The organism is Paenarthrobacter sp. NPDC091711 (genome assembly GCF_044756605.1).
Classification (GTDB): domain Bacteria; phylum Actinomycetota; class Actinomycetes; order Actinomycetales; family Micrococcaceae; genus Arthrobacter.
Genome location: NZ_JBIVTF010000010.1, coordinates 21101 through 46793, shown reverse-complemented (window position 1 = coordinate 46793; position 25693 = coordinate 21101). Strand labels below are relative to the sequence as shown.

General features: G+C 62.9%; 21 protein-coding genes. 12 read left to right on the top strand and 9 right to left on the bottom strand.

Features of this window, described 5'->3' with window-relative positions; translation table 11 throughout:
* Nucleotides 1–41: 41 nt before the first annotated feature.
* From ACIQH5_RS15260 to panD, 6 genes are all read left to right on the top strand, one after another.
* Complete coding sequence (locus ACIQH5_RS15260; RefSeq protein ID WP_400404808.1) at nucleotides 42–446, top strand: L-rhamnose mutarotase; 405 nt, start codon at nucleotides 42–44, stop codon at nucleotides 444–446.
* A complete protein-coding gene (gene rhaI, locus ACIQH5_RS15255) occupies nucleotides 443–1609 on the top strand; it encodes an L-rhamnose isomerase (RefSeq protein WP_280624094.1) in 1167 nt (388 codons plus the stop codon). Before ACIQH5_RS15260 ends, rhaI begins: the two co-directional genes overlap by 4 nt.
* A 4-nt stretch (nucleotides 1610–1613) precedes the next feature.
* Nucleotides 1614–3665 (top strand): bifunctional aldolase/short-chain dehydrogenase, encoded by a 2052-nt coding sequence (locus ACIQH5_RS15250; protein WP_400404805.1) that lies wholly within the window; start codon nucleotides 1614–1616, stop codon nucleotides 3663–3665.
* A gap of 8 nt (nucleotides 3666–3673) precedes the next feature.
* Nucleotides 3674–5188 carry a rhamnulokinase family protein gene (locus ACIQH5_RS15245; protein ID WP_400404802.1) on the top strand — a complete coding sequence of 505 codons (1515 nt, stop codon included), beginning with the start codon at nucleotides 3674–3676 and terminating at the stop codon, nucleotides 5186–5188.
* Between the two features lie 54 nt (nucleotides 5189–5242).
* Nucleotides 5243–5821 (top strand): helix-turn-helix domain-containing protein, encoded by a 579-nt coding sequence (locus ACIQH5_RS15240; RefSeq protein ID WP_400404799.1) that lies wholly within the window; start codon nucleotides 5243–5245, stop codon nucleotides 5819–5821.
* Nucleotides 5822–6198: 377 nt separating this feature from the next.
* A complete protein-coding gene (gene panD, locus ACIQH5_RS15235) occupies nucleotides 6199–6630 on the top strand; it encodes an aspartate 1-decarboxylase (protein ID WP_178995752.1) in 432 nt (143 codons plus the stop codon).
* Nucleotides 6631–6723: 93 nt separating this feature from the next.
* Here the strand turns inward: panD and ACIQH5_RS15230 are convergent, their stop codons facing one another.
* From ACIQH5_RS15230 to ACIQH5_RS15215, 4 genes are read right to left on the bottom strand one after another with little or no spacing between them, the layout of a single operon-like run.
* Entirely contained in the window at nucleotides 6724–8055 is a 1332-nt protein-coding gene (locus ACIQH5_RS15230) for a flavin monoamine oxidase family protein (RefSeq protein ID WP_400404796.1), read from the bottom strand.
* An 11-nt stretch (nucleotides 8056–8066) separates the two neighbouring features.
* On the bottom strand, nucleotides 8067–8399 hold the full coding sequence (locus tag ACIQH5_RS15225) for a cupin domain-containing protein (protein WP_400404793.1): 333 nt from the start codon (nucleotides 8397–8399) through the stop codon (nucleotides 8067–8069).
* A gap of 49 nt (nucleotides 8400–8448) precedes the next feature.
* Complete coding sequence (locus tag ACIQH5_RS15220; protein WP_400404790.1) at nucleotides 8449–9252, bottom strand: MoaF C-terminal domain-containing protein; 804 nt, start codon at nucleotides 9250–9252, stop codon at nucleotides 8449–8451.
* Between the two features lie 51 nt (nucleotides 9253–9303).
* Nucleotides 9304–10815 (bottom strand): APC family permease, encoded by a 1512-nt coding sequence (locus tag ACIQH5_RS15215; RefSeq protein WP_400404787.1) that lies wholly within the window; start codon nucleotides 10813–10815, stop codon nucleotides 9304–9306.
* A gap of 221 nt (nucleotides 10816–11036) precedes the next feature.
* Here ACIQH5_RS15215 and ACIQH5_RS15210 point away from each other — a divergent pair, with 221 nt between their 5' ends.
* Together ACIQH5_RS15210 and ACIQH5_RS15205 are read left to right on the top strand one after the other, a co-directional pair.
* Nucleotides 11037–11636 (top strand): TetR/AcrR family transcriptional regulator, encoded by a 600-nt coding sequence (locus tag ACIQH5_RS15210; RefSeq protein ID WP_400404784.1) that lies wholly within the window; start codon nucleotides 11037–11039, stop codon nucleotides 11634–11636.
* Nucleotides 11637–11831: 195 nt separating this feature from the next.
* Entirely contained in the window at nucleotides 11832–12758 is a 927-nt protein-coding gene (locus tag ACIQH5_RS15205) for an AEC family transporter (protein ID WP_400404781.1), read from the top strand.
* Nucleotides 12759–12834: 76 nt separating this feature from the next.
* Here ACIQH5_RS15205 and ACIQH5_RS15200 read toward each other — a convergent pair whose 3' ends face one another.
* From ACIQH5_RS15200 to ACIQH5_RS15190, 3 genes are all read right to left on the bottom strand, one after another.
* On the bottom strand, nucleotides 12835–15471 hold the full coding sequence (locus ACIQH5_RS15200) for a trehalase-like domain-containing protein (protein ID WP_400404779.1): 2637 nt from the start codon (nucleotides 15469–15471) through the stop codon (nucleotides 12835–12837).
* 181 nt (nucleotides 15472–15652) lie between these two features.
* Nucleotides 15653–17014, bottom strand: a complete 1362-nt coding sequence (locus tag ACIQH5_RS15195; RefSeq protein ID WP_400404776.1) for an aspartate aminotransferase family protein — start codon at nucleotides 17012–17014, stop codon at nucleotides 15653–15655.
* 41 nt (nucleotides 17015–17055) lie between these two features.
* Complete coding sequence (locus tag ACIQH5_RS15190; protein ID WP_400404774.1) at nucleotides 17056–18543, bottom strand: CoA-acylating methylmalonate-semialdehyde dehydrogenase; 1488 nt, start codon at nucleotides 18541–18543, stop codon at nucleotides 17056–17058.
* 113 nt (nucleotides 18544–18656) lie between these two features.
* Here ACIQH5_RS15190 and ACIQH5_RS15185 point away from each other — a divergent pair, with 113 nt between their 5' ends.
* The gene (locus ACIQH5_RS15185) at nucleotides 18657–20333 is read left to right on the top strand and encodes a PucR family transcriptional regulator (RefSeq protein WP_400404771.1); all 1677 of its coding nucleotides are present in this window, start codon (nucleotides 18657–18659) and stop codon (nucleotides 20331–20333) included.
* 18 nt (nucleotides 20334–20351) lie between these two features.
* On the opposite strand, the gene ACIQH5_RS15180 is transcribed toward ACIQH5_RS15185, so the two are convergent.
* Entirely contained in the window at nucleotides 20352–21341 is a 990-nt protein-coding gene (locus ACIQH5_RS15180; protein ID WP_400404768.1) for an LLM class flavin-dependent oxidoreductase, read from the bottom strand.
* A gap of 291 nt (nucleotides 21342–21632) precedes the next feature.
* Here ACIQH5_RS15180 and ACIQH5_RS15175 point away from each other — a divergent pair, with 291 nt between their 5' ends.
* A complete protein-coding gene (locus tag ACIQH5_RS15175; RefSeq protein ID WP_400404765.1) occupies nucleotides 21633–22625 on the top strand; it encodes an ABC transporter substrate-binding protein in 993 nt (330 codons plus the stop codon).
* 170 nt (nucleotides 22626–22795) lie between these two features.
* Here ACIQH5_RS15175 and ACIQH5_RS15170 read toward each other — a convergent pair whose 3' ends face one another.
* A complete protein-coding gene (locus ACIQH5_RS15170; protein WP_400404761.1) occupies nucleotides 22796–23725 on the bottom strand; it encodes a threonine/serine dehydratase in 930 nt (309 codons plus the stop codon).
* A 79-nt stretch (nucleotides 23726–23804) separates the two neighbouring features.
* On the opposite strand from ACIQH5_RS15170, the gene ACIQH5_RS15165 reads away from it, so the two are divergent.
* Nucleotides 23805–24248 carry a GNAT family N-acetyltransferase gene (locus ACIQH5_RS15165; protein WP_400404758.1) on the top strand — a complete coding sequence of 148 codons (444 nt, stop codon included), beginning with the start codon at nucleotides 23805–23807 and terminating at the stop codon, nucleotides 24246–24248.
* A gap of 106 nt (nucleotides 24249–24354) precedes the next feature.
* Nucleotides 24355–25560 carry an FG-GAP repeat domain-containing protein gene (locus tag ACIQH5_RS15160; RefSeq protein ID WP_400404755.1) on the top strand — a complete coding sequence of 402 codons (1206 nt, stop codon included), beginning with the start codon at nucleotides 24355–24357 and terminating at the stop codon, nucleotides 25558–25560.
* The last annotated feature ends 133 nt before the right edge of the window (nucleotides 25561–25693 follow it).

The window sequence follows — 25693 nt, the reverse complement described above, 5'->3', positions numbered from 1 at the left end:
AATGAAACGATTCAAAGACGAGTAACCCTGGAGATCCGCACATGAGGGTTTGTTTCCGCTCTTCAGTCCAGCCGGAACTGATGGCCGAGTACAAGCAGCGCCACGCCGTCGTATGGCCGGAGATGCTGTCCGCACTGAAAAACGCAGGGTGGAACAACTACTCCCTGTTCCTCGCCCCCGATGGCCAGCTGATCGGCTACCTGGAATGCGAAGACTACGCGGAAGCGCAGGCCCGCATGGCAATCACTGAGGTTAACGCCCGCTGGCAGGCCGAGATGGCAACCTTGTTCGCCAACAGTGACCTCCCTCCAGACCAGGGCTTCGAAATCGTCGAGGAAGTTTTCAACCTTGAGGATCAGCTCGCCGCAGCAGGCGTCACAGATGCCGCCGACCCCACACACATCAATAAGCACGCCGCCCACGAATACCAAAAGGAACAAGCATGAACACCACAGAATCGGCCCTGGGCCGTCTAGGGGAACTGGCCATTGAAGTGCCGTCCTGGGCCTATGGAAATTCCGGGACCCGGTTCAAGGTCTTCGGCACCCCGGGTACTCCGCGCACCGTTCAGGAAAAGATCGCCGACGCCGCCAAGGTTCACGAACTCACGGGGCTCGCTCCTACTGTGGCGCTGCACATTCCTTGGGACAAGGTTGATGACTACGCAGCGCTGCGTGAGTACGCTGCAGGTTTGGGCGTGGGGCTGGGCACCATCAACTCCAACACGTTCCAGGATGACGAGTACAAGTTCGGCTCCCTGACCTCGTCCAACGAGTCAGTGCGTCGCCGGGCCATCGATCACCACCTGGAGTGCATCGAGATCATGCATGCCACCGGGTCCCAGGACCTGAAGATCTGGCTGGCGGATGGCACCAACTACCCGGGCCAAGACGATATCCGAGGCCGCCAGGACCGCCTTGCCGAGTCCCTCCAGGAGATCTACGCGGGCCTCGGTGACGAGCAGCGCCTGGTCTTGGAGTACAAGTTCTTCGAGCCCGCTTTCTATCACACCGATGTTCCGGACTGGGGAACCTCCTACGCTCAGACCCTTGCTCTCGGGGAGAAGGCCTTCGTCTGCCTCGACACCGGCCACCACGCCCCGGGCACCAACATCGAGTTCATCGTGATGCAGCTCCTGCGTCTGGGCAAGCTGGGATCCTTCGACTTCAACTCCCGCTTCTACGCCGATGACGACCTGATTGTTGGCGCAGCTGATCCGTTCCAGCTGTTCCGCATCATGCACGAGGTCATCCGCGGCGGCGGCTTCGGCAAGGACTCCGGTGTCGCGCTGATGTTGGATCAATGCCACAACCTCGAAGAGAAGATCCCGGGCCAGATCCGCTCGGTCCTCAACGTCCAGGAAATGACCGCCCGCGCCCTGCTCGTGGACACCGCCGCACTCTCCGAAGCCCAGCGTGCCGGGGATGTCCTGGCCGCCAACGGCATCTTCAACGATGCCTTCTACACCGACGTCCGCCCGGTCCTGGCCGAGTGGCGCGAATCCCGCGGCCTGCCCGCCGACCCGATGGCCGCGTACAAGGCCAGCGGATACCAGAAGAAGATCAACGAGGACCGCGCAGGCGGCCAGCAAGCCGGATGGGGCGCATAAAGGCATGAACATGCAGAACACAGACAACACCACTGTTGAAGACCTGATTTCCCGTTCCAACCGCCTCGGTGCGGACAAACGCAACACCAACTTCGCCGGCGGCAACACCTCCGCCAAGGGCACCGAGAAGGATCCTGTCACTGGCCAGGACGTTGAACTCCTGTGGGTCAAAGGCTCCGGCGGAGACCTCGGCACGCTGAAGGCTGAGAACCTCGCAGTACTCCGACTGGACCGGCTGCAGGCACTCAAGTCCGTTTACCCCGGCGTCGAGCGTGAAGACGAAATGGTGGCCGCGTTTGATTACTGCCTGCACGGAAAGGGCGGAGCTGCGCCGTCCATCGATACCGCCATGCACGGGCTCGTGGACGCTGCTCACGTTGACCACCTGCACCCTGACTCGGGGATTGCCATCGCGACGGCGGTGGACGGCGAAGCCCTGACCTCCAAGGTCTTCGGCGACAAAGTGGTGTGGGTTCCCTGGCGCCGCCCCGGATTCCAGCTCGGCTTGGACATCGCGGCGATCAAGGAAGCCAACCCGCAGGCCATCGGCACCATCCTGGGCGGCCACGGCATCACCGCCTGGGGCGCCACCAGCGAAGAAGCAGAGGCCAACTCGCACTGGATCATTGACCAGGCCGAGAACTACATCAAGGACAACGGCAAGACCGAGCCCTTCGGCGCCAAGCTCCCCGGCTACGGCGCCCTGCCGGAAACTGAAAGAAAAGCCAAGGCGGCCGCCCTGGCACCCGTGATCCGCGGCCTGGCCTCCACCGACAAACCGCAGCTGGGGCACTTCAGTGATGACGCCGTCGTGCTTGAATTCCTCGAGTCCGCAGAGCACCCGCGCCTCGGCGCGCTGGGCACCTCCTGCCCGGACCACTTCCTGCGCACCAAGGTCAAGCCCCTGGTCTTGGACCTGCCGGCCGACGCGTCGATCGAAGACTCGGTCAACCGCCTCGAGGACCTGCACGCCGCGTACCGCGAGGACTACCAGGCGTACTACGACCGGCACGCAGACGCTGATTCGCCCGCGCTACGTGGCGCTGACCCGGCAATCGTGCTGATTCCGGGCGTGGGTATGTTCTCCTTCGGTAAGGACAAGCAGACCGCCCGCGTGGCCGGCGAGTTCTACATCAACGCCATCAACGTGATGCGCGGCGCCGAGGCCATCTCCAGCTACGCGCCTATCGAGGAATCCGAGAAATTCCGCATCGAGTACTGGGCACTGGAAGAAGCCAAGCTCGCCCGCATGCCCAAGCCCAAGTCCCATGCCACCCGCATCGCGCTGGTGACCGGAGCGGCGTCGGGCATTGGCAAGGCGATCGCCACCCGACTGGCGTCCGACGGCGCGTGCGTAGTGATTGCCGATCTGAACCTTGAGAACGCACAGAAGGTCGCCGAGGAACTGGGCGGTTCCGACGTCGCCATCGGCGTCCAGGCCGATGTCACCGACGAAGCCCAGATCGCTGCCGCCATCCAGGAAGCCGTGCTCGCGTTCGGTGGCCTGGACCTGGTAGTCAACAACGCCGGCCTGTCCATTTCCAAGCCGCTGCTGGAAACCACGGAAAAAGACTGGGACCTCCAGCACAACGTCATGGCCAAGGGCTCGTTCCTGGTGTCCAAAGCCGCGGCCAGGGTGATGATCGATCAGGGCCTCGGTGGAGACATCATCTACATCTCCTCCAAGAACTCCGTGTTCGCCGGCCCCAACAACATCGCCTACTCCGCCACCAAGGCTGACCAGGCGCATCAGGTCCGCCTGCTCGCTGCTGAACTGGGCGAGTACGGTGTCCGCGTCAACGGCATCAACCCCGACGGCGTGGTCCGCGGCTCCGGCATCTTCGCCGGCGGCTGGGGCGCCAAGCGCGCCGCTGTATATGGCGTGGACGAGCAGGAACTGGGCAAGTACTACGCCCAGCGCACGCTCCTCAAGCGCGAAGTCCTCCCGGAACACGTGGCCAACGCCGCGTCCGTGCTCACCAGCAACGAGCTCTCCCACACCACCGGCCTCCACATCCCCGTGGACGCCGGCGTGGCAGCAGCCTTCCTCCGCTAGGACCGACAGTGACCAACGGAACCACCACGGACACCGCCCCGGCACACTCCGGGGCGGTGTCCGCTCCGCAGACAAACCAGGTTTTTGCCGCCATCGACATCGGCGCCTCCTCCGGCCGCGTGATGCTGGGTCGTGTCTCCCCCTCCACAGGCGTCTCCCTCGAGACGATCCACCGCTTCCCCAACGGGGTGGTAGAGCTCGACGGCGGCCTCCACTGGGACTTCGACGCCCTGTTCGCTGAGGTACTCAAGGGTTTGGCAGCCGCCGCTTCCGTGGCGGGCGCCAACGGGGAACGCATTGTGAGCATCGGCATCGACACCTGGGCTGTGGACTACGGCCTGGTGAACGACGCCGGCGAACTCACCTCGATTCCGTTCAGCTATCGGGACGAGCGCAGCCGGGCCACGGTGGAGCGGGTCCATGCAGTCATCCCCCCTGAGAAGCTGTACGCCACCACCGGCTTGCAGTATTTGCAGTTCAACACCGTGTATCAGCTCGCTTCAGAACCGAATCTGGACGGTGTGCAGGCTCTTCTGATTCCGGACCTGATCGCGTTCCTGCTCACGGGTGAGCGCAGGACCGAGGCCACCAACGCCTCCACTACAGGACTGTTCGACGCTGTTGCGGGCCAGTGGGCTACGGAGTTCCTGGACGCTCTGGGCCTGCCCCGGACCATCTTCCCTGAGCTCATCCAGCCCGGAGAAACCGTGGGCACACTGTTGCCGGCGATCCTTGAGCAGACAGGCCTGCCCGCAAATACCGCAGTGGTGGCCGTGGGCTCACATGACACCGCGTCTGCCGTGGCAGCCGTTCCCGCTGATAAGGAAGACTTTGCTTACATCTCTTCCGGCACCTGGTCGCTGGTGGGCGTGGAACTGAACAAGCCCGTGCTCACTGAACCGAGCCGTAAGGCCAACTTCACCAACGAACGCGGCGTGGACGGCACCATTCGATACCTCCGCAATGTCGGTGGCCTGTGGTTGCTCAGCGAATGCCAGAGGGCTTGGGCTGCGCAGGGATTCAGCCGGTCGCTGCCCGCGTTGCTCGACTCGGCGGCGGCACTGCCAACCGGCGGTCCACAGATCAACGCTGACGACCCCGCGTTCACGGCGCCGGACAACATGCCGGACCGTATCCGCGCTGCCGTGCGCAACACCGGTGCTGTGCTCCCGGACCGGCCCGCCGCCGTCGTGCGTTGCATCATGGACAGCCTCGCGGCCGGTTACGCGCGGACTCTGGCCGACGCCGAGCGGCTAACGGGCCGCAGCACCGGAGTGGTGCACATTGTGGGGGGAGGTTCGCAGAACCGGCTCCTCTGCCAGCTCACTGCGGACGCCACGGGCAAAACCGTGATCGCGGGCCCTGTGGAAGCGACCGCGCAGGGCAATGTCCTGGTCCAAGCACGCGCTGCGGGCGTGGTGGCCGGCGGGCTGGCTGAGCTGCGTGCGCTGGTGGTGGCAGGCGAAGAGCTGGTGCGCTACGAGTTCAGAGATGCATATGCGGCCCTTCCAGGAGGCTCTTAGGAAGCTGCGCATCATACGGACAAAAAAGTAACCGAATGGTGCCATAATGTATAGATGGACATGAACGCGGAGGCTATTGGCCGGACCATTCGCGAGCGACGAAAAGCCCGTGGCTATACCCAGCAAGCCTTGGCCGATTCCATTGGGTCTTCCCGCAAGTTTGTTGTGGACCTGGAATCAGGAAAGGAAGGAGCATCCTTTGGGTTGGCCCTGAAGGCGATGCGCGTCCTTGGCCTGGAAATAACCTCCAATGACAGCGCGTCCCATGAATTTGCGGGGGACTTCGCACGCACTCTAAACGAAGGCGACTACCACTACGCCATTCGGTTGCTGGGCGAATACACCAATTCCTCGCTTGCTGCGGGCCGGGCACTGATGCCTGCCGCCCCTGCCTTCAATGACGACGCCTACCGGGCAGCGCTTGGCGCGGTGACTCTCTGGGTGTCGGCCAAAACCGGCTCTCCCGCACCAAAGTGGGCGAGAAACGCCAAGGCATCGTCGCAGCCGGTCTTTCTGGCCGAGAAGCTTCATCCGGTCAGTGACCGGATGAAAGACCTCATCCGGAGTGAAACTCCCGCTGAAATCGCTGCCATGAACGTTTGGATCCGCGAGAGAGATCTGGCCACGGTTTGACGGTGCTCGAATTCCGACGTGACGACGTGGTTGAACTGCTTCGCGAATTGGAAGCCCGGCTTGGAGCCCGCGGCGTCACCTTAGACATCCAAATCGTAGGTGGCGCCGCACTCCTGCTCCATGGCATCTTGGACCGTGCGACCGGTGATATTGATGCACGATACGCTTCCTCGTACAACTCGCTTTCGAGAAATACGGCGAGCACTCTGTAGCTCTCAGCGCACCGGCAGACAATTACGAAATCGTTGCTGAAGAAGCAATGGCCGCAGCCAGGGCGTTGCGTCGGCCCCGAGGGTAGCCCTTCACCAGCGCTCAGAACGCGAACGTCTGGTACGTCACAGCGCCGGGTGAGGGTGCCGCGCTAAACTGATCGCATTATGATCCGCACAATGTTCAAGTCCAAGATTCACCGTGCAACGGTGACCCATGCCGACCTCCACTACGTCGGTTCGGTCACTGTCGACCTGGACCTCCTGGACGCGGCCGACATCCTTCCCGGCGAGCTCGTCTCCATTGTGGACGTCACCAACGGTGCCCGGCTGGAGACGTACACCATTGCCGGCGAGCGCGGTTCCGGCGTGATCGGGATCAACGGTGCAGCGGCCCACATGGTCCACGTTGGTGACACCGTCATTCTCATCACCTACGCGGAGATGACCACCGAAGAGGCCCGGACTTACGAGCCCCGGGTGGTCCATGTAGGCAAGGACAACAAGATCCTGCAGCTCGGCAACGACCCCGCCGAGGGCCACACTCCCGGCCTCATGCGCCCGCCGCACGCGCTCAGCAACGCAGCGCACCTCAGCTAAAGCTCCACAACAAAGTAACCACAGCAACGCTCGACGTCGGCACTTACCGAAGTGCCGACGTCGAGCGCGTTGTGGGCTGACTTATACCGGACTTCAGACAGCCGCGACGCGGGCCTTGAGGTGCAATCCGGCATCATTGCCGAGTGCGGATGCTGTTCGGCGGGCAGCGTCGAGGCCGCTCTCAATGGCGCCGTCAATGAAGCCTCCCCACCCGTTGGCGATGTCAGATCCCGCGAGCCGGATCCTGCCCTCCGGCTGCTGGAGTTTGGCCAGATACCGGGTGAGGAAGCCGGTGTAATGCATGGGCCAGGTGGAGCGTGCGTATTCATCGGCCACCCAGTTATGACCCGCGACCTCAAGCACTTTCAATCCCGGGACCAGTGCGTCGATGTGCTGTTGAGCTGCACTGACATCGGCGGTGTCCACTGCCCCGGCGTCGGGACCAAAACAGACCAGGGTGGTGGTGTCCTGGTCGATGTATTCGGCCTGGACGAAGTTCAGGGCAGCGGTCTCGGGCCCGAAGGCCACAAACCTTTCCTGACGACCTTCCACCTTGACCCACAATTTTGCACCGCGCCCTGCCTGTCCCCTTGCTGCCGCTGCCCTCTTACCGGGAGAGAACGCCGGCTGGACGTCAATGTCATTGAGCACACTGAGCGGGATGGCGAGAATGAGCTGACGCGCTGCGTACTGCTTTCCGGCTTTGGTGGTCACCAAGACTCCCTCGTCACCTTGGTGGATGGACGCCACCACTTGGTTCAGCCGCAGCTCGGCCGTTGAGTCATCAAGGATCGCCTTGGCGAGGCGGCGGGTACCGCCGTCGATCTTGAAACTGGCGCACGCCTCAAACATCAGCTGCCAGTCGCCGCTTGCCACCGCGCACCAGCGCAACGCCTGGGTATAGGCTGCCTGGTCCAGCCTGCCGTTGAAATTCAAGGTCCAGAATGATCTGAGGAGTTGACGCTGGTCCTCGGGAAGGCCCAGCTGGTCAATGGCTTCGGCAAGTGTGAGCTGATCAATGTCCGCAATATCAGGGTTTTCCAGAGGCGCCCACGGCATGGGAAAGTAGCGTCGGGTGTCGGCCAAGAGCATCCGGTTCGGGCCATCAAGCAACTCCAGCAGACCTTCTGCAGTGCCTTCGTGCCGCTGGCCGCCCACCGTCCAGAAGGCCTTGGTGAACTCTGGTCCGGCCAGTGCCTTGATACCGTAACGGCCCATTTCCGCCCAAACATACGGTTGGGTCCAGTGCACCCAGGTACCGCCTAGTTCCAGGTTCCGGCCAAGACGTTCGTCCAGATGGGTGCGCCCGGCGATCCGGTCTTTTGCTTCCAGCAAGATAGTGCCGTAACCGCTGCGGGACAGTTCCCTTGCCGCTGTGAGCCCAGCAAAGCCAGCGCCTATGACAATGACGTCGGATGTTTCCACGTGCCCAATCCTCAGCTGTAAACGAAGAATTCGATGGTGGGCTCCAACACCGTCCAGCGGGTCATCGCCCCCTTGGACAGTGAAGCCATGGAACCTTCCTTCAGCTCCAGGATGCTCCCACCCTTGACCTCGATGCGGAGGTGGCCGGAAATGATGTAAATGGTTTCATCCTGGTCAATGGGAAGGTCGAAGGGTTCCGGTGCTTCCTCGGGCGAGACTTTCCAGATGCCGCCGCTCAGGACCTCGTTTCCGTTGTCTCCGGGACGCCGAAGCCATTGAACGGCACCGAGCGCAAAAGGTTCAAACGCTGCATGGTCGAGGTGGGCGTGGAAGACCTGGGACATGGGTTGCTCCTCTGGTGTGGTGGGTTGTGGGTGTCAATGCTTGTGCGTGTCAGTGCTTGTGGGTGTCTTGGGGGTAGCTCGTGGCGTTGAGGACGGTGAGCCTGGAATTGAACGGCAGCGTGACTGGTTCCGCGGCAGGATTGTCCCAACCGAACATCCGGCCAATGGACCGCTGTTCGCGAAGATCGATCAAAAGCACGGCCTCAACGGTCATCACCTGTTCGGTCCAGAAGAAGATGTACAAATCCTCCGCGACAGCCCACGTCATGCAACGGTCAGTATCAGCCAGTCCCGCCTCCCCTCCCCGGACGCAGTGCCATGTGAAGGTTCCTTGATTCAGGTAAATGTGCTCATAGGACTCGACGTCGCTGTAACGGTAGAAGATGCGCTTCCCCACAAGGTCTGCGGACCTCTGGTGCACCGTCGGTTGGCCGCTGGCGTTTGAGTGCGTGAAGTGGGTAATTCCCCGCACCTTTCCATCCGAGACGACAAATCCGGAGACGGCGGTGGTCACGGCACCTGTGGTTTGATCCAGGATGATGGTGACGTTTTGGGCGTCGGCGTCCTTACCGTCGCCCTGCCCACGGACGAAATCGATGATGAAGATTCCCGGGCGGGCTTCAATGGCCTTGTAGTGAGCGGTTCCGGTGGCAGTGTCCTCGGCCCACGCGAGTTCTGAAGCAGTGAGGAAGTTGTACTCAACAGGAGTGCCGTCAGCTGCAACAAGGACGATCTTTGTGTCGGCCAGTGCTGGAGACGCCGGCAGGGTCTGATCCCCGAAGCCGTCCAGCATGGTGGAAACAGGCGGCCATTCTTCCTCGGGAACGTAGTCCTGCAGTTCAGTGGTGGTCATGAGTCAGGTCCTTTAGGTGGAAAGTTGGTTTCAGTGTGTGGACAGTTCAGGTCAGAGAATTTCTGCGGCGTAATTGATGGCGGGCTTTTGACTTCCCCGAATCAGTCCGGCCACGAAGATCAGCGGGATGCCAAGAAGGAGCCACCGCGCCGCCCCTCCTGCGCCGCCAAGCAGGACGTCATAGTTGTCCAGGGTCAGGTAACCCACCACCACAAACGCCAGGAAGGAAAGAGCGGGCGCAATCACGGTGACCCAGAGGTTGTCCCGGGTCCCGGATCTGGCGAAGTACACCAGGACTGCCGCTGAAGTCAGCAGCAGGATGGAGATGAAGCCTGCCGTTCCCAAAGCCACAAACCAAGTGAAGACTGTGGCGATTGGGTCCGCTCCTGCCAGGAGGAAGGCGCTGATCACTGCAAGGACAGCCGAGGAATTGACCAAGCCCGCAAAGGACGGCGCCCCCGTTGCGGAAACGGAAGACAGCTTGGCCGGGAGAGCGCCCGCCCTGCCGAGGGCAAAGAGGTAGCGGGAAAACATGTTGGACAGGCCCAGAAGCATCGCGATGAAGCTCGTCACAACCAGCACCTGCATGGCGATGCTCAGCCAGGCCCCGGCGCTGGATTCTGCGAGCTCGAAGATCATCCCGGAGGGGTTGTCAGTGGCAACGGCCTGAATCCCATCGATGCCCACGGCGCCGCTGATGGCCCATGTGGAGACCATATAGAAGACTCCGATGAAAGCGATGACCAGGTACGCGGCACGCGGGATGGTACGCCGGGGTTCTTTGGCTTCTTCGGCGAAGACCACTGTGGCCTCGAAGCTGGTGAAGCAGGCAAAAGCGAACAGCAATGAGATCCCCAGACCAGGCCCAAAAATGTTCTCGCCCGTGAACCCGGCGAACGTGAAGATCCCCAAGCCCTTCTGCGCCACCAGGGAAACGACAAGCGCGGCCACTACCAACGTTTCGCCGAGTATGAGGACTCCCAGCACTTTCAAGCTGGCATCCACGCCCTTCATGGTCAGCACCGTGGTGATGGCCATAACAACCACAATCCAGAAATAGACCGGCAGGCCAAGGCCGGTGAGGCTTTCGGTGAGCTGTTGGGCAAAAACGCCGAATTGGGACCACAATCCGATTTGAAGGCTGAGATAGGTAAGAATGGCGATTCCAGCACCGCCTGTGGCCCATTTGTTGCCTAGGCCCTTGGCAATGTAGGCAACGAATCCGCAGGCGTTGGTGATGTGTTGACTCATCCTGAGGTATCCCACCGAAAACAGAGCTACCAACAGGGCCGCAATCACATAGATCACCGGCGTCCCAGGACCGCTCGCGGAGAAGATGACGGGGCTGGCCCCCACAACAGCGGCCATGGGAGCAGCTGCGGCAATGGCGAAGAAGGCTATGGCCACGACGCCGAGTTTGTTGGCCCTGAGCCGGACGCCACGGGCCGAGGCGCCGACATTCTGGGGGCCGGCACTCTTGGCGCCAGCATTCTGGGGGCCGGCACTGAGGGGTCCCGCACCCGGCTGACCGAGTGGGGCCGAGGTCTGACTGGATTCGTTCATGAGGCTGTTCTTTCCGAAATGCATTGGCGCCATCGCCACTGCGGAGGGATAGGGTGCCCTGCGGCCCGACGCAAGTGTCCGGGAGGCGAGGCTGAAGCTGCTCTGGGTTTTGGGTGTTTTAGGTGGCGGGTGATCCGGGCCACATGCAGAACTATACGTTTGTATAGTTTGAGGTGTCAATGGGCTCCGCGCCCCGATTTATTCACCGCTAGACTCGCTGTATGAGCCAGGAAGCACGCAAGCTGCCCTACGGAGATGGCAGGGATGCCCTGTTGGCCGCCGTGCTTGAAGTCGTGGCCGAGAAAGGCCTGCGTGGGGCAACCTACAGATCAGTGGCCTCGCGGGCCGGGGTCAACCACGCACTGGTCACTCACCACTTCGGTTCTATGGAAGGACTCCTTGCAGCCACCATGGAATGGTCCGTCCAGCGATCCATTGACGAAACCGGACTATCCGGGATTGCGGACTTCGACGGACACTTCGCCGACACCCTCATCGCTACCGTCTCCGCAGAACCCGAGTTGCAGCTGTTCCAGTTCGAGATGATCCTTGAGTCCAGGCGAAACCCCAAGATCCGGAAAATGGTGGAGCGCCTCTACGCCAACTACGTCAGCACAGTGGAAGAAGCCTTGGCACGGCGCGGACTGGACACCGGCAACGAAGCGTCCCTTGCCGTCTTCGCCGCGCTCGACGGCCTCATGCTTCAATTCCTCACTATCAGCGATCCGGACCGGATCAGGTCCGCCGTCAATCAGGTGGGACGTTTGCTGTCTGCCCTCGAGAAGGCGAATGGCACCCCAGAAGAGCCAACCCGGGCATAAGGCTCGACGTCGACACTCACCGAAGTGCCGACGTCGAGCGCGTTTTTGTGCAGTTGAAGTCCGCCAAGTGGGCGTGAACTGCTCGAATGCCGGGACGTCCGCATGACGGAACTCTCACGAGAAAACGCTTACTCGGCCAGGGTTTGTGGCTAAGCTGTCATTCGTGACCCAACGAATCCGCTGCCGCGCAACGCCATGATCGGCGTCCTGTCCGGGTTCTTCGTGGTGTGGGCCATCATCCTGGTGGGCATGTTTGTTGGACGTCGTAACATCCTGGGTGAGAACGCCCGGTCCGTGCTGAGTTCGCTAACGTTTTTCGTGGCCAGCCCGGCGCTCCTCTTCGAGACCCTGAGCAAGGCCAAACTGCACGACGTTTTTGCGGCTCCACTCCTGGTCACGGCCGTGGGCGCCGTACTGACGGGCCTGCTGTTCTTCCTGATGGTGAAGTTCTGGCTCAAACGCAGTATGCCGGAGTCGCTCATGTCTTCCATGAGTGCGTCGCTGGCCAACTCCGCCAACCTCGGCATCCCCATTGCTGTCTTCGTGCTGGGTGACGCCAGCTATGTGGCGCCGCTGCTAATTTTCCAGTTGGCGTTTTTCACGCCGATGTACCTCATGGCGCTCGATGCCAGCACCAGCTCGCACCGCACCACTCCCCTGCGTTTCCTGCTGATGATCGTGAAGAACCCCATGATCGTGGGCTCAGCGCTCGGGTTGCTGGTGGCCGGTACTGGCTTCCAGGTCCCGGCGCTGATTCTGGAGCCCATCCATCTCATTGGCGGTGCAGCGATTCCGGCCATGCTGATGTCCTTCGGCATGAGCCTGAACGGATCCAAACCACTGAAGAAAGCCTCAGGACGCCGTTTGGATACCTTGCTGGCGAGCGGATTCAAGCTGGTGGTCCACCCGCTGATCGCGTACCTGTTCGCTCGCTTCGCGTTGGGCATGGACGGTCACGCACTGTTTGCCGTGGTGGTCACCTCCGCGTTGCCCACAGCCCAGAACGTGTTCGTGGCGGCCAACCGCTACCAAGCAGGCATCACCGTAGCCAAGGACACAGTGCTCATCACCACCATCGTGGCGGTCCCGGCCATGATCGCCGTGGCGCTGCTGCTCGCCTAGCGCCCTCCCGCCCAAGTAGGTAGCAGATCAGGCCGTTCCCAGCGCTGAGAACGACCTGATCTGCTACTCAGTTGGGTTACTCCACGTCCGCGCTGGCCAGGTAATAATCCAGGAGCTGGGCGCAGCGGATGAAGCCCAGATGCGAGTACGCCTGAGGATGATTGCCTAGATGCGTCTCCGTGCCGGGATCGTATTCCTCCGGCAACAGGCCCGTGGGTCCGAACAATGCCACCAACTGGTTGAACAACTCCAAGGCATCATCCAGACGGCCAACAGCAAGGTACGCCTCAATCAGCCAGGTGGTGCAAATGTGGAAGCCGCCCTCCAAACCCGGCAGCCCGTCGTCGTACCTGTACCGGAAAACGGTGGGTCCCACGCGCAACTCGCGCTCAACCGCAGTGACGGTATCCAGGAAGCGCTGGTCCTGAACATCCAACAGACCCGAGAGCCCAATGTGGAGGACGGCGGCATCCAGGTCGGGGCTGTCGTAAGCCACAGTGTAAGAAGCTGCCGACGAGTCCCAGCCCTCGCGAAGGACTTCCTCCCGGATTGTGCGGGCAGTGGGCTCCCAATCGGCGTGGGGTGTGCGCCCATGCAAAGCGGCAGCCCGGAGGGCCCGGTCCAGCGTGACCCAGCACATCACCTTGGTGTAAACGTGGTGCCTTGGGGCCCGCCGCGCTTCCCAAATCCCGTGATCAGGTTCGTGCCAGCGGGCCAGCACCGCATGGGCCATCTGCTCCATCAGGAACCAGTGTTCATCGGGCAGGAACCCGCGGCGTTCGGCAAGATCATGGATCAACTCGGCGATGGGCCCGAACACGTCCAGCTGCACCTGGTGGTCTGCCGCGTTGCCAATGCGCACCGGCCGCGAGCCCGCGTAACCGGGCAGGCTTTCCACAATTGCCTCCGTGGAGAGCGGCGCCCCGGTCACCGAGTAGAGCGGATGCAGCCACTCGGGCCCCGGCGCATTCTGGAGGATACGGTCCAGCCAGGCCAGGAAACCGTCGGCCTCCTGCGTTGAGCCCAATGACACCAAGGCATTCACGGTCATGGAACCGTCACGCAGCCAGCAGTAGCGGTAATCCCAGTTCCGGGTACCGCCGATGCCCTCAGGCAGTGAAGTGGTGGGCGCGGCCAACACGGCGCCGGTGGGCTCATGAACGAGCGACTTCAGCACCAGGGCGGATCGGCGCACCAACGACGTTTTGATGCTGGGCAGTTGCAGTGCCTTGATCCACTCCCGGGAAGACTGCCCGACGGCGGTACGCCGGTTTGGTTCGCCGCCTGGGTCCGCGGGTGGCGGCTCGGTGTCACCGCAGCGCAGATTCAGCACCACAGGACCATGGCTGAGGGGAACTTCAGCCGTGGCCGTGGCATATTTGCCGTCGCTGGTGATCCGGAATGGAACCCCGGGCGCGGACAGGATGATGGGGTCCGATGTACCCATGATGTGGACGTCGTCGCCGCGGATCTCCATGCTGAAGGGCGCATTGGCATAGTCCGGCCTGGGCGCAAAAACCACGCGCGCGGTGCCCGTCCCGGAAAGCACCCGCACCAGGCTGGTGATACCTTCCGGCGCCGGCTCCAAATAGTCAGTCACGGTGACGTCGGCCCAGCGCGTCTCCACGATCATGGTGTTATCCACATACCGCTGCGCCAGCACCTGCGACGGCTTCACCGGTTCTATGCTGAAGTGGCCAGCGGGTTCACCGCCAAGAATGTGGGCAAAAATAGATCCTGAATCAGGCAGGGGGTGGCTCATCCAACAGACCTTGGCGTCCGGGGTCAGCAGCGCCGTGGAGCTCCCGTTGCCGATCATGGAGTGCCGTTCCAGCCCCACCGCATCTTCGCCGAACAGCCACGCCCGCCGGAGTTCGAACAACAAAGCCAGCACACGCGCAAAGGCTTCCGGGTCCGCAATGGTGTGCGCCGCCGTCGTATTCCCCGGACCGACGTGCAGGCCGAGGTCCGGTCCTCGCAGGGTGGCGATCGCTTTTTCGTCGCTCTCGGCGTCACCTGCGTATAGCGCCGCGCTCACTCCGAGCCGGGCGCGCAGCTGCTCCAGCGCCTGGCCTTTGGCCGACTCCTCCACGGTGAGGTCCAGGACGGAGCCGTCGATGATGAAGTAGAGCCCGAACTCGATGGCGATCTTCTGCGAAAGGAAAATCACCCTGTCCACTACCTCGGGTGTGGCCGGCCGGGTATGCACCGCCACCCCCACGGGCTTGCGGACAATGCTGATGCCCTTCTCAAAGCCCACCGCCTCGGTCAACGCCGTAGCCACGTGTTGGAGCAACTGTTCCGTGGCCAGGGAAAGGGTGTAGGCGTAGCCCATGTCGAACTCCACACCGTGGGAACCCACCAGATGGACCTCGGCCGGAAGCCGGGAGACCGCTGCAAGATCCCGCAAGGACCGTCCGGAAATGATGGCCGTGTGAGTGTTGGGCAAGGCTGCGAGCGCACGGAGCGCCACCGCCGCGCTATCCAGAGGCAACGTTTCGGTGGATACTCCCTCTGCGGAGCAAAGTGTTCCGCCGTAGTTGCATGCCACGAGCAGGCCGGGGACGCGGGCGAGTTCCCTGAGTTCCGCAAAAAGCTGCGGCGTGATTCCATTCTCCGCGTCAGACTGGAGGACGGTACGGAGGAGGCCAAGCGGGAGAGACTTCATGAGCAGCGCCGAGTCGGCTACTGCTTGGTTCAGGTGAGTAGGCATGGCGAATCCTTCCGGGGCGGATAGTTACAGTCTCCGCCCCAACGGTTTCGCTTGACTACCTAGTAGATTGCAAACGCGTAAAGCTTTTCCATGGATTTAAACGCGGCTGGATCTATCCGCGGCAGGTCCCGCCCCCGAGCGCCTCCTACCGGCTCGGGGAGCAGGACCTGTCGCGGTACAACTACTGCGCGAACGTATCCGCGATATCCAGGACCTCGTCCAGAATGGCCAGGCCCGCCCGGGTGTCCTCATCACTGATATTGCACGGCGGAACCACATGGATGCGGTTGAAGTTCGCGAACGGGATGAGTCCGCGCGACTTGCATGCCGCCACGAGTTGGTTCATTTCAGGGCTGGAAGAACCGTACGGAGCCAACGGTTCGCGGGTGGCGCGGTCCTTGACCAGCTCGATGGCCCAGAAAACGCCCCGGCCCCGTACTTCACCCACAGAGGGGTGGCGTTCGGCGAATCCGGCGAGCGCCGGGCCGATCACCTCGGTGCCGAGCCTTGCCGCATGCTGCACAATGCCTTCGCGTTCCATGGCGTTGATGGTGGCGACGGCGGCCGCGGTGGCCAGTGGGTGGCCGGAGTAGGTCAGCCCGCCGGGGTAGGCGCGCGTACCAAAGGTGGCTGCAATCTCAGGGCTGATGGCTACACCGCCCAGGGGAACGTAGCCGGAGTTCACGCCCTTGGCGAAGGTGATCAGGTCCGGGACAACATCAAAATGCTCCACGGCGAACCACTTGCCCGTGCGTCCGAAGCCAGCCATGACCTCGTCTGCGACGAGGACGATTCCGTGCTTGGTGCACAGTTCCCGCACACCCTGCATGTAACCGGCCGGAGGAACGTAGATCCCCGCCGTTCCGGGGATGCTCTCCAACATGATGGCCGCGATGCTGGAAGGGCCTTCGAACTCGATGAGCTGCTCCAGATGCTCCAGGGCGCGCTGGGCTTCTTCTGCCTCGGTGGTGGAGTGGAACGCCGTGCGGTAGAGGTAGGGCGGGAAGAAGTGGATGGTGCCTGTGGATGCGTTGTCGCTGGCCCAGCGCCGGGGGTCGCCGGTGATATTGACGGCCAAGTGCGTTCCACCGTGGTACGAGCGGTAGGCGGAGAGGACCTTGTGGCGGCCCGTGTGGAGCCTGGCCATCCGGACGGCGTGTTCGTTGGCATCCGCTCCACCGTTGGTAAAGAAGATCCGGTCCAGCTCCCCAGGGGTTCGCTCGGCGATCAACCGCGCCGCCTCCGATCTGGCCTCGTTGACATAGCTGGGAGCAACAGTGCACAGCTTGGCGGCCTGTGCGGCGATGGCTGCTACAACGGCCGGGTGCTGGTGGCCGATGTTGGTGTTGACCAGCTGGGAAGAGAAGTCCAGGTACTTGTTGCCCTCACCGTCCCAGACGTGTGAGCCATCAGCTGCGCTTATGACCATGGGATCGAGCGTGTCCTGCGCGGACCAGGAGTGGAACACGTGTTTACGGTCCAGCTCGTAGGCGCGGAGCGCTGCGTCGCGGTCCGTCTGTGGTGGTTCAAGGATGGCGGTCATATTGATTGTCCTGACGTTGGCACTGACAATTTTTCTGGCGCTTAGGAGTTCTGGGGGAAACCGAGGTTGATGCCACCGTGGCTGGGATCCAGCCAGCGGGTGGTAACGGCCTTGCCCCGGGTGAAGAATCCGACACCTTCAGAACCGTGGGCGTGGGTGTCGCCGAACAGGGAGTTCTTCCATCCGCCGAACGAGTAGTAGGCCATGGGCACCGGAACGGGGACGTTGATTCCCACCATTCCCACCTCAACCTCGTTCTCGAAGCGGCGGGCCGCACCGCCGTCGTTCGTGAAAATTGCGGTGCCGTTGCCGTACGGGTTGGCGTTGATGGTGGCCAGGGCGTCGTCGTAACTGTCCACCCGGACCACAGAGAGCACGGGTCCGAAGATCTCTTCCTGGTAGATGGACATGTCCGTGGTGACGTTATCGAACAGGGTGGGGCCTACGAAGAAGCCGTCGCCTTCAGCGTCCGGGACAACGCCGCGACCGTCGACGACGAGCGTGGCACCTGCTGCTTCACCGGCGTCGACGTATCCCGAAACCTTGTCCCTGTGCTGGGACGTGACCAAGGGGCCCATGTCGCAACCACGCAGTCCATCGCCGGTGCGCAGCGAGCGGGCACGGTCAGCGATCTTATCCACCAAAGCATCGGCGATGTCGCCGACGGCCAGGAGCGCTGAGACAGCCATGCAGCGTTCACCAGCGGAACCGAATCCGGCGTTAATGGCGGCGTCGGCAGCGAGGTCAAGATCGGCGTCGGGCAGGACAATCATGTGGTTCTTCGCGCCGCCAAGCGCCTGGACCCGCTTGCCGTGGGCGGTAGCAGTCTCGTACACGTACTTGGCGATCGGCGTGGAGCCCACGAAGGAAACGGCTTTGACATCCGGGTGCGTCAGCAGTGTATCCACCGCTACCTTGTCGCCGTGAAGGACGTTGAAGACGCCATCGGGCAGGCCGGCTTCCTTCCAGAGCTCGGCCACCCAATTGACGGCCGTGGGGTCCTTCTCACTGGGCTTGATGATCACGGTGTTGCCTGCCGCGATGGCGATCGGGAAGAACCACATGGGGACCATTGCCGGGAAGTTGAACGGGCTGATGATTGCCACGGGGCCCAGTGCTTGCCGGATGGAGTGGATGTCCACTTTTGTGGAGGCGTTTTCGGTGTAGCTGCCCTTGAGAAGGTGCGGAATACCGCAGGCGAACTCCACCACTTCCTGGCCTCGGCTCACTTCGCCCAGAGCATCATCCAGGACCTTGCCGTGCTCGGAGGTGATGATCGCGGCGAGCTCGTCCTTGCGGGAGTTCAGGAGCTCGCGGAAAGCGAAAAGGACCTGGGTGCGGCGGGCGAGGGAGGTATCCCGCCATGCCGGGAAGGCAGCTTTGGCGGCGGCGACGGCGGCGTTGCCCTCCTGGACGCTGGCCAAGGCAACCTGCCCGGTGACCTTTCCCGTGGCCGGGTTGGTGACAGGAGCGGTGCGGTCTCCAGCCGGGACGTAGCTGCCGTTGATCCAGTGCTCAATGGTGTTCAAGAGTTCTCCTTGGTGCGGGGTGGTTTGAAGACTGAAATCAGTCTGTCCGCCCACGAGCCGGCACAGTAGGGCCGATCTGTAAAGGAATCTTCATTGAGCCTTACACTGTGTAAATGCTGCCCACCGTCAGTGCCATCCTTGAGCTCCCTGTGCTGCGTGCCGCCGCACCCACCGTGCTGGGCGGCCTGAAGGGCTTGGACACGCCTGTTCGCTGGGTTCACGTCAGCGAAATACTCGACGTCGGCGGCCTTCTGTCAGGCGGAGAACTGGTGCTGACCACCGGGCTGGAGCTGGAGAAGTCCCCCGAAGAATCGGCATCGTTCATCCGCTCCTTGGAAGCAGCCGGAGCGGCCGGACTAATCGTGGAACTCGTCGGCCAGCGGCCCCGCAGCCGGGAGGCCCTGGAGAAAGCTGCCCGCACCGCCTCAATGCCCGTGATTGTAGTGGAACAGCGGGTGAGGTTTGTCCAAGTCACGGAGATCGTCCACAGGATGATCGTGGCCGAACAATTGGAACGCGTGGAACGTGCCCGGGACGTCCACGAAGCGTTCACTGTTCTGAGCTTGGAAAGCGCCGACACCCAGCGTGTGGTGGAGCAAGCGGCCACCATGATCGGTGCCTCGGTGGTGCTGGAAGACCTCTCGCACCTGGTTCTCGCTTACGCCGGGCAGGGGGTATCCACCACGGAACTTCTGGACGATTGGGTGCGACGATCACGGACCACGCCCTTCCCCGCGCACACCGCGAGGTCCGGACCGGAGCAGTGGCTCCAGGCGGCGGTGGGAGTCCGTCAACAAGTGTGGGGCAGGTTGGTGGTGCCCATGCCACCCGCGGCATTCGATGCCGATGAGGACATGGCCATCATGGTTCTGGAACGGGCGGCCCAGACCCTGGCGATCAACCGACTGGCGGACCGGGATCAGCGCGAGCTCAGCCACCACGCACAAGCCGGACTCCTCAACGCGCTCCGCCAGCCCCGTGGACTCAGTGAAGCGGAGGCACTGGCACGCGCGGGTTCCTTGGGCTTGAAACGCTCGTCCTACTACGTACCGCTCGTTTTCAGGACCGCACTCCAAGCCTGGGGTTCCCCCATTCTCCCCGGTGACCCCTTGGCCGGGCAGCAGGACGAGCGCGAGCTCCTTGAACGGCTGGCACAGGGATTGAAGTCCAGCGCGGGTACAGCCTTGGCGGCAAGCATCCAATCCGGTTCAGTCGGGATGATCCTCGCCCTCCCCGCCCGCCAGCAGGAAGAGCCGACGCTGCAGATCTTGGCAGAGGCCGCCGCCGGGGCCGCCACCGGGGCTGCCGCCGGGCCAGGGATTGAAGCCAACCTGGCGGCACCCCCTCCCTGGATCATCGGCGTCGGCCGCATGAAAGGGACGCTTTTGGAGGCCGCGGCAGGAATCGACGAAGCGGCCCATGTGGCCGAAAGCGCTGCTACGCTCCGGAACACGGGCAAGCCCTACTTCCGGGCTACGGACGTACGCCTTCGCGGGCTGCTGGCGCTCCTCCGCAAAGATCCCCGTGTTCAGCAATTCGTGGAATCGGAGTTGTCCGCCGTCCTCCAAGCCGAGGCGGAAGGCAAAGGCGAATACCTGGAACTGCTGGGGCTCTACCTCGGCTCCGGTGGCAATAAGGCCGCCATGGCACGCAGCGGATACCTAAGCAGGCCCACGCTTTATGCCCGGCTCGCCAAACTGGAGGAACTACTGGGCGTGGATCTGGAGGACGCCGAGTCGCGGACCTCACTGCATGTGGCGCTCCTGGCGCATCTCATCCGGGGGCAGTGAACGGGGCAATAAGCGGCCCTACGCGCTCACAAGCCCCGCAACCTCAGCCACGAGGTCAACGGACCGCAGGCGCTCTTCGGTGCCGATGCTCTGGTGAGCCACAATCAGTTCATCGGCGTCAGCGAACGATGCAAACTCGTCGAGATAATCCCGCACCACATCTTTGGTACCTACGGCGGAGAACTTCATCATTTGGGCAATGTGCTGGCCCTGTGGGGAATCGAGCACCATGTCCGCTTCATCATCGGTGAACTCGCGGCCGCCGCCGAAGAACAGTGAGACGCGGGCGCGCTTCACAGCCAGATGGATGGCCTGTGCCTCGGCGTTTGAGTCCGCGGCAGTAACGTTCACGCCGGCGATCACGTGCGGCTCGGACAACTGATCCGAGGGCTTGAATTCGCGGCGGTAAACGGCAACCGCGTCCTGAAGCGCGGCGGGGGCAAAGTGTGAAGCGAAAGCGTAAGGAAGACCCAACTGGGCTGCCAGCTGGGCGCCGAACAGCGAGGAGCCCAAGATGTACAGCGGCACATTGGTGCCCTTGCCCGGCGTCGCTTCAACACCTTGGATGCGGGTGGGACCGGTGAGGTAGCCCTGCAGTTCCAGAACGTCCTGGGGGAATCGGTCCGAGGATGTGTGGTCCCTGCGCAGCGCGCGCATGGTGTTCTGGTCGCTGCCGGGGGCGCGGCCCAGGCCGAGGTCGATCCGTCCCGGGTGCAGGGTCTCCAGGGTGCCGAACTGCTCGGCGATGGTCAGCGGCGAGTGGTTGGGCAGCATCACACCACCGGCGCCGAGGCGGATGGTGTTGGTGTGCGCGGCAACGTGGGCGATCAGCACGCTGGTAGCGGACGAGGCGATCGCGGACATGTTGTGGTGCTCGGCGTACCAAACGCGGCGGTACCCCAGCTCTTCGGCTTTCTGCGCCATGGCAACACTGCCCGCAAGGCTTTCCGCCACCGTCTGGCCCTTCCCGATGGTTGCCAGGTCGAGGATGGAAAGAGGAACAGTCACAGGAAGGCCTTTCGGTACGTTTTGGTGCCCGCACGGTTGATTGCCGGGCACTCTAGCGACAACGACGGCGGCACCCGGCTTATTTCTGTGAGTTGCGTCGCGCGTTCATTTCCCACGGTTTCGGACCAGTTTTGTGACCCAGTTCGACGCCCGATTAACTGCCGTGAACCCCTGTATCCCAGCGTTTCAGAACACTTTGACCCGCTCCCGGAGGCTGCCGGATAGTTGCAGCCACAAGTACGCATCAGACCTCCCTGTCGCGATGATCAGGGGAAACCCAAGGAGAAACACATGGCACGCTTCGCTCTCAAGACCGGCGCCACCGCGGCGCTGGCCGCTACGGCGCTACTGGGGCTGGCTGCCTGCTCCGATCCTGGGGCGACCGCCGCGACGGGAGCGTCTGCCCCGGCGTCGAACGCTTCATCCAGCTCGTCCACCAAAGAATTCAACCTGACCCCGCAGCAGGACCGCATCAAGGTGACGGTGGACTCCGCCGCGGCCGCCCTGGTTCCTGACGCCATCAAGGCCGACGGCAAGCTGACCGTGGTGACCACGGGCGGCACTCCCCCGTTGAGCACGTTCGCCACGGACAACAAGACGCTGATCGGCAGCGAAGTGGACATTGCCTATGCAGTTGGCGAGAGCCTGGGCCTCCAGGTTGAGGTGCTGCCGGTAGCTTGGGCGGACTGGCCGCTGGGTGTCGAGTCCGGCAAGTACGAGGCCGTCCTCTCCAACGTCACCGTCACCGAGGCGCGCAAGGAGAAGTTCGACTTCGCCACCTACCGAAACGACCTCCTGGGCTTCTACGCGAAGACCGACTCGGACATCTCCACCATCAAGGAAGCCAAGGATGTTGCCGGCAAGCGCATCATCGTGGGCTCGGGCACCAACCAGGAAGCCATCCTGGTGCGCTGGGACGAGGAGAACAAGAAGAACGGCTTGAAGCCGGTTGAGTTCCAGTATTACGACGACGACTCCGCCTCCCAGCTCGCGCTTCAGTCGGGCCGTGCGGACCTGACGTTCGGCCCCAACGCATCCGCGGCCTACAAAGCTGCCAAGGATGGCAAGACCAAGGAAGTGGGCACGTTGGAAGGCGGCTGGCCGCTGAAGGCTGAAATTGCTTTCACCACCCAGAAGGGCAACGGCCTTGCGGTGGCTGCCCAGGCTGCACTGAACACCCTCATCAAGGACGGAAGCTACGCGAAGATCCTGGACCGTTGGGGCCTCTCATCGGAGGCGATTCCTGCGTCCGAGCTGAACCCGGCAGGCCTGCCCAAGAAGTAGGAACCGCTATGGCAGGGCCACCTGCCGACGACGAATCCCCGCCGGACATCAACCGGCGGGGATTCTTGTGCCCGCCGCCGCAACTGGGTCGCAGTTCAGGCCGTTCTGAGCGTCCAAAACGGCTTCAACTGCGACCTACTTGGGTGCGGTGCGGGTCTAGTTGGGTGCAGTTAGAAGTGGGCGGGGTCGGTGTTGGCTCCGCAGAGGATCACTGCAACGGTTTCGCCCGCCCGTGGAGCGTAGGCGCCTGAGAGCAGTGCCGCGTAAGCCGCTGCTGCACCGTGCTCCACCACAATCCTGTAATTTTCCCAGAGGGCCCTGCGGGCGGTCACAATGTCTTCATCGCTGACGAGGACGCTGCGCACACCGGTACGCCGGGCAACTCCAAAGCCGATTTCGCCGATACGCCGGGCGCCAAGGGAGTCCGCAGCGATTCCGGACACGGCCACATCCACTGGCTCGCCCTGGGCCAACGCGGTGTGCAAAGTGGGTACAGTCTCGGGTTCGACTCCCACCACCTGAGCCCTGCCCTCTGTGGCTGCGGCGATGCCGCCCATCAACCCGCCGCCGCCTACGGCAACGAGGATGGTATCGACGTCGGGCAGTTCATCCAAGAGCTCAAGGCCCACGCCACCCGCGCCGGCCACGATCTCGGGCTGATCATATGCGTGGCAGTAAACAGCGCCCTTTTCCTCGGCGAAACGGATCGCAGCTGCATAGGCTTCCGCGTACTCCGCTCCGCCCTGGACCACTGTGGCGCCGATTGCGTAGAGCTTGTGTACCTTGTTTGCCGGGGCGGATTCCGGGACGAACACCGTTGCCGGGACTCCAAGCTTGGCAGCGGCGTAGGCATTGGCCAGTCCGGCATTGCCGCCGGAAGCCACCACGATGCCCGCCTCAGGGTTGAGCTCGCCGCTTTCCTTCGCCGTGAGCAGCCTGTTGAAGGCGCCGCGTGCTTTGAAGGAGCCGGTGTGCTGCATGTACTCGCATTTGAACCACAGGTGGTAAGCCTCCTGGCCTCCGCTCTCGGCCAGCGGCGTGTGCCGAACCCACCCTGCCGTCCGTGAATACGCTGCTTCTACTTCTTCGCGTGTGACCATCGTGGCTGCACCTTTCCGTCCGTTTCATCCTATGGTTTGTGTGGGCGGGAGACGTCCTGCCGGGCATAGGCTTGAACCCATGTCCGTCGACTTCGTCCTCCGCCCCACCGTTGCCACCGATGCTGCCTGGATTGCCGAACTGCGCGCCGTGGTGATGCGCCCGGACCTCGAACGGTTGCAGCGTTTCGATCCTGTTCGGGTCCGCGAGCGCTTCCTGAACAGCTTCCAGCCCGAGCACACGTACATCATCCATTCGGACGGCGTGGACGCGGGCGTGATCGCTGTCCGCCCCGCCCCGGACAGCCGCTGGATTGAACACTTCTATGTGGCCCCGGCGCATCAGGGCAAAGGGCTGGGCGGTGCCGTGCTTCGCCACGTGATGTCGGCTTCGGTAGACGAGCGTCCGTTCCGCCTGGACGTGCTGCAAGGAAGCCCGGCCCGTCGCCTCTACGAGCGCCACGGCTTCGTGCTGGAATCCGAGGACGCCGTTGATGTCTTCATGGTGGCTCCCGCCAAGCCCTGAACCACCAACCACTGAGCGCCACCCCTACCCCTGACCCCACGGACGGAAGTGCGGTAACCTCAGCACAGGCCACGCGGCTACGTCGCGATACTTTCCGGGGGGAAAAATGGGGATCTTTGAAGCGCGCTCATTGAGGCACGCCATCACCACTGCACTTGCCATGGGACTGCTGGGCTCCGGGCTGCTTGCGGCGGGTCCGGCCACTGCGGCATCCCAGCCGACACCGTTCATCGACGGCGTCCCGTACGTCGGTTCTGAGATGAGGCGGCAGTACAACTACGACTACTGGGGTTGCCGAAACCCGGATGGTTCCGGGGACGCGATCACCTTGGAGTGGTTGCGTGACGGAGAACCCCTGCCCGCGGAGCGTCAGGGTGAAACTTTGCGTGTCCTCCCTGAAGACCAGGGCAGCCGCATCTCTTTGAGGGTTTACCCGCTCACTCCTGGCGAACCGGGCTGCCCCACCGGGACGCAACTCAGCGCCGAAACCACACCGATCAAGGCGTCCAGCCGCGCCATGGGTTGGACTGGGCGCGGTAATTTTGAGCCCCTGGCGCGCACCCATGACGGCAGGCTCGTCCTGTACCCGCGCACCTATTCGTACTACAAGGGCATGTGCGAGGGCCCGTGCCCGGTCTATTTCGGCTCGTGGGATGAACCCCGGCAGGTGGGCGTCGGCTGGAACATGTTCAACATCGTCTTCTCTCCGGGAGATTTCGACGGCGATGGATTCAATGACCTCCTGGCGAGGAACGCGTCCGGCCAGTTGTTCCTGTATCCGGGTGACGGCGACGGCGGCTGGCTTCCACCACGGCAAGTCGGCTCCGGCTGGAATGTCTTCGACTCCATTGTGGGTCCCGGGGATTTCACGGGCGATGGCACCAACGACGTCCTGGCCAGAAATGCTGCCGGGGAGCTGTTCCTCTACCCCGGCGACGGCAACGGCGGATGGCTCGCCCCGTCCAAGGTGGGCTGGGGTTGGCAGGTCATGAACAAGATCATTCCCGCCGGCGACATGAACGGTGACGGCACCGTGGAGGTCTTCGGCCGGGACATCAACGGCGGTCTCCAGCTCTACTCAGCCAACGGCCAAGGCGGTTGGGGTGCCCAAGCATTCATGGGCGGCGGCTGGAATGAATTCCAGGATGTGGCGGGCATGGGCAGCTACGCCCACCAGAAATACAACAACCTTGCAGCTGTCAACCAGAACGGCGACCTCGTGTTGTATTCCACCGGTGCCGCCACCACAGGCCTCTACGGCCCGTACGGGCCCGTTGGCAATGGCTGGAACGTGTTCAGAGAACTGCTGTAGAACTACAGCGGCTGCGCCCACACCGTCAGCTGCAAGGTGACGGTGCCGCGCGAAACGTCGACGACGGCGGCACTCGAGCCGCCGCCGTCGGGCCCTGTCCCCTGCGCGGCGGCTGAATTCTGCTGGATTATTG

What these genes read in the sequence shown, in the direction of transcription:
- ACIQH5_RS15260 (WP_400404808.1), top strand. Translation starts at nt 42, where the DNA reads ATGAGGGTTTGTTTCCGCTCTTCAGTCCAGCCGGAACTGATGGCCGAG.
- rhaI (WP_280624094.1), top strand. Translation starts at nt 443, where the DNA reads ATGAACACCACAGAATCGGCCCTGGGCCGTCTAGGGGAACTGGCCATT.
- ACIQH5_RS15250 (WP_400404805.1), top strand. Translation starts at nt 1,614, where the DNA reads ATGAACATGCAGAACACAGACAACACCACTGTTGAAGACCTGATTTCC.
- ACIQH5_RS15240 (WP_400404799.1), top strand. Translation starts at nt 5,243, where the DNA reads ATGGACATGAACGCGGAGGCTATTGGCCGGACCATTCGCGAGCGACGA.
- panD (WP_178995752.1), top strand. Translation starts at nt 6,199, where the DNA reads ATGATCCGCACAATGTTCAAGTCCAAGATTCACCGTGCAACGGTGACC.
- ACIQH5_RS15225 (WP_400404793.1), bottom strand. Translation starts at nt 8,399, where the DNA reads ATGTCCCAGGTCTTCCACGCCCACCTCGACCATGCAGCGTTTGAACCT.
- ACIQH5_RS15220 (WP_400404790.1), bottom strand. Translation starts at nt 9,252, where the DNA reads ATGACCACCACTGAACTGCAGGACTACGTTCCCGAGGAAGAATGGCCG.
- ACIQH5_RS15215 (WP_400404787.1), bottom strand. Translation starts at nt 10,815, where the DNA reads ATGAACGAATCCAGTCAGACCTCGGCCCCACTCGGTCAGCCGGGTGCG.
- ACIQH5_RS15210 (WP_400404784.1), top strand. Translation starts at nt 11,037, where the DNA reads ATGAGCCAGGAAGCACGCAAGCTGCCCTACGGAGATGGCAGGGATGCC.
- ACIQH5_RS15205 (WP_400404781.1), top strand. Translation starts at nt 11,832, where the DNA reads ATGATCGGCGTCCTGTCCGGGTTCTTCGTGGTGTGGGCCATCATCCTG.
- ACIQH5_RS15200 (WP_400404779.1), bottom strand. Translation starts at nt 15,471, where the DNA reads ATGCCTACTCACCTGAACCAAGCAGTAGCCGACTCGGCGCTGCTCATG.
- ACIQH5_RS15195 (WP_400404776.1), bottom strand. Translation starts at nt 17,014, where the DNA reads ATGACCGCCATCCTTGAACCACCACAGACGGACCGCGACGCAGCGCTC.
- ACIQH5_RS15185 (WP_400404771.1), top strand. Translation starts at nt 18,657, where the DNA reads ATGCTGCCCACCGTCAGTGCCATCCTTGAGCTCCCTGTGCTGCGTGCC.
- ACIQH5_RS15175 (WP_400404765.1), top strand. Translation starts at nt 21,633, where the DNA reads ATGGCACGCTTCGCTCTCAAGACCGGCGCCACCGCGGCGCTGGCCGCT.
- ACIQH5_RS15170 (WP_400404761.1), bottom strand. Translation starts at nt 23,725, where the DNA reads ATGGTCACACGCGAAGAAGTAGAAGCAGCGTATTCACGGACGGCAGGG.
- ACIQH5_RS15165 (WP_400404758.1), top strand. Translation starts at nt 23,805, where the DNA reads ATGTCCGTCGACTTCGTCCTCCGCCCCACCGTTGCCACCGATGCTGCC.
- ACIQH5_RS15160 (WP_400404755.1), top strand. Translation starts at nt 24,355, where the DNA reads ATGGGGATCTTTGAAGCGCGCTCATTGAGGCACGCCATCACCACTGCA.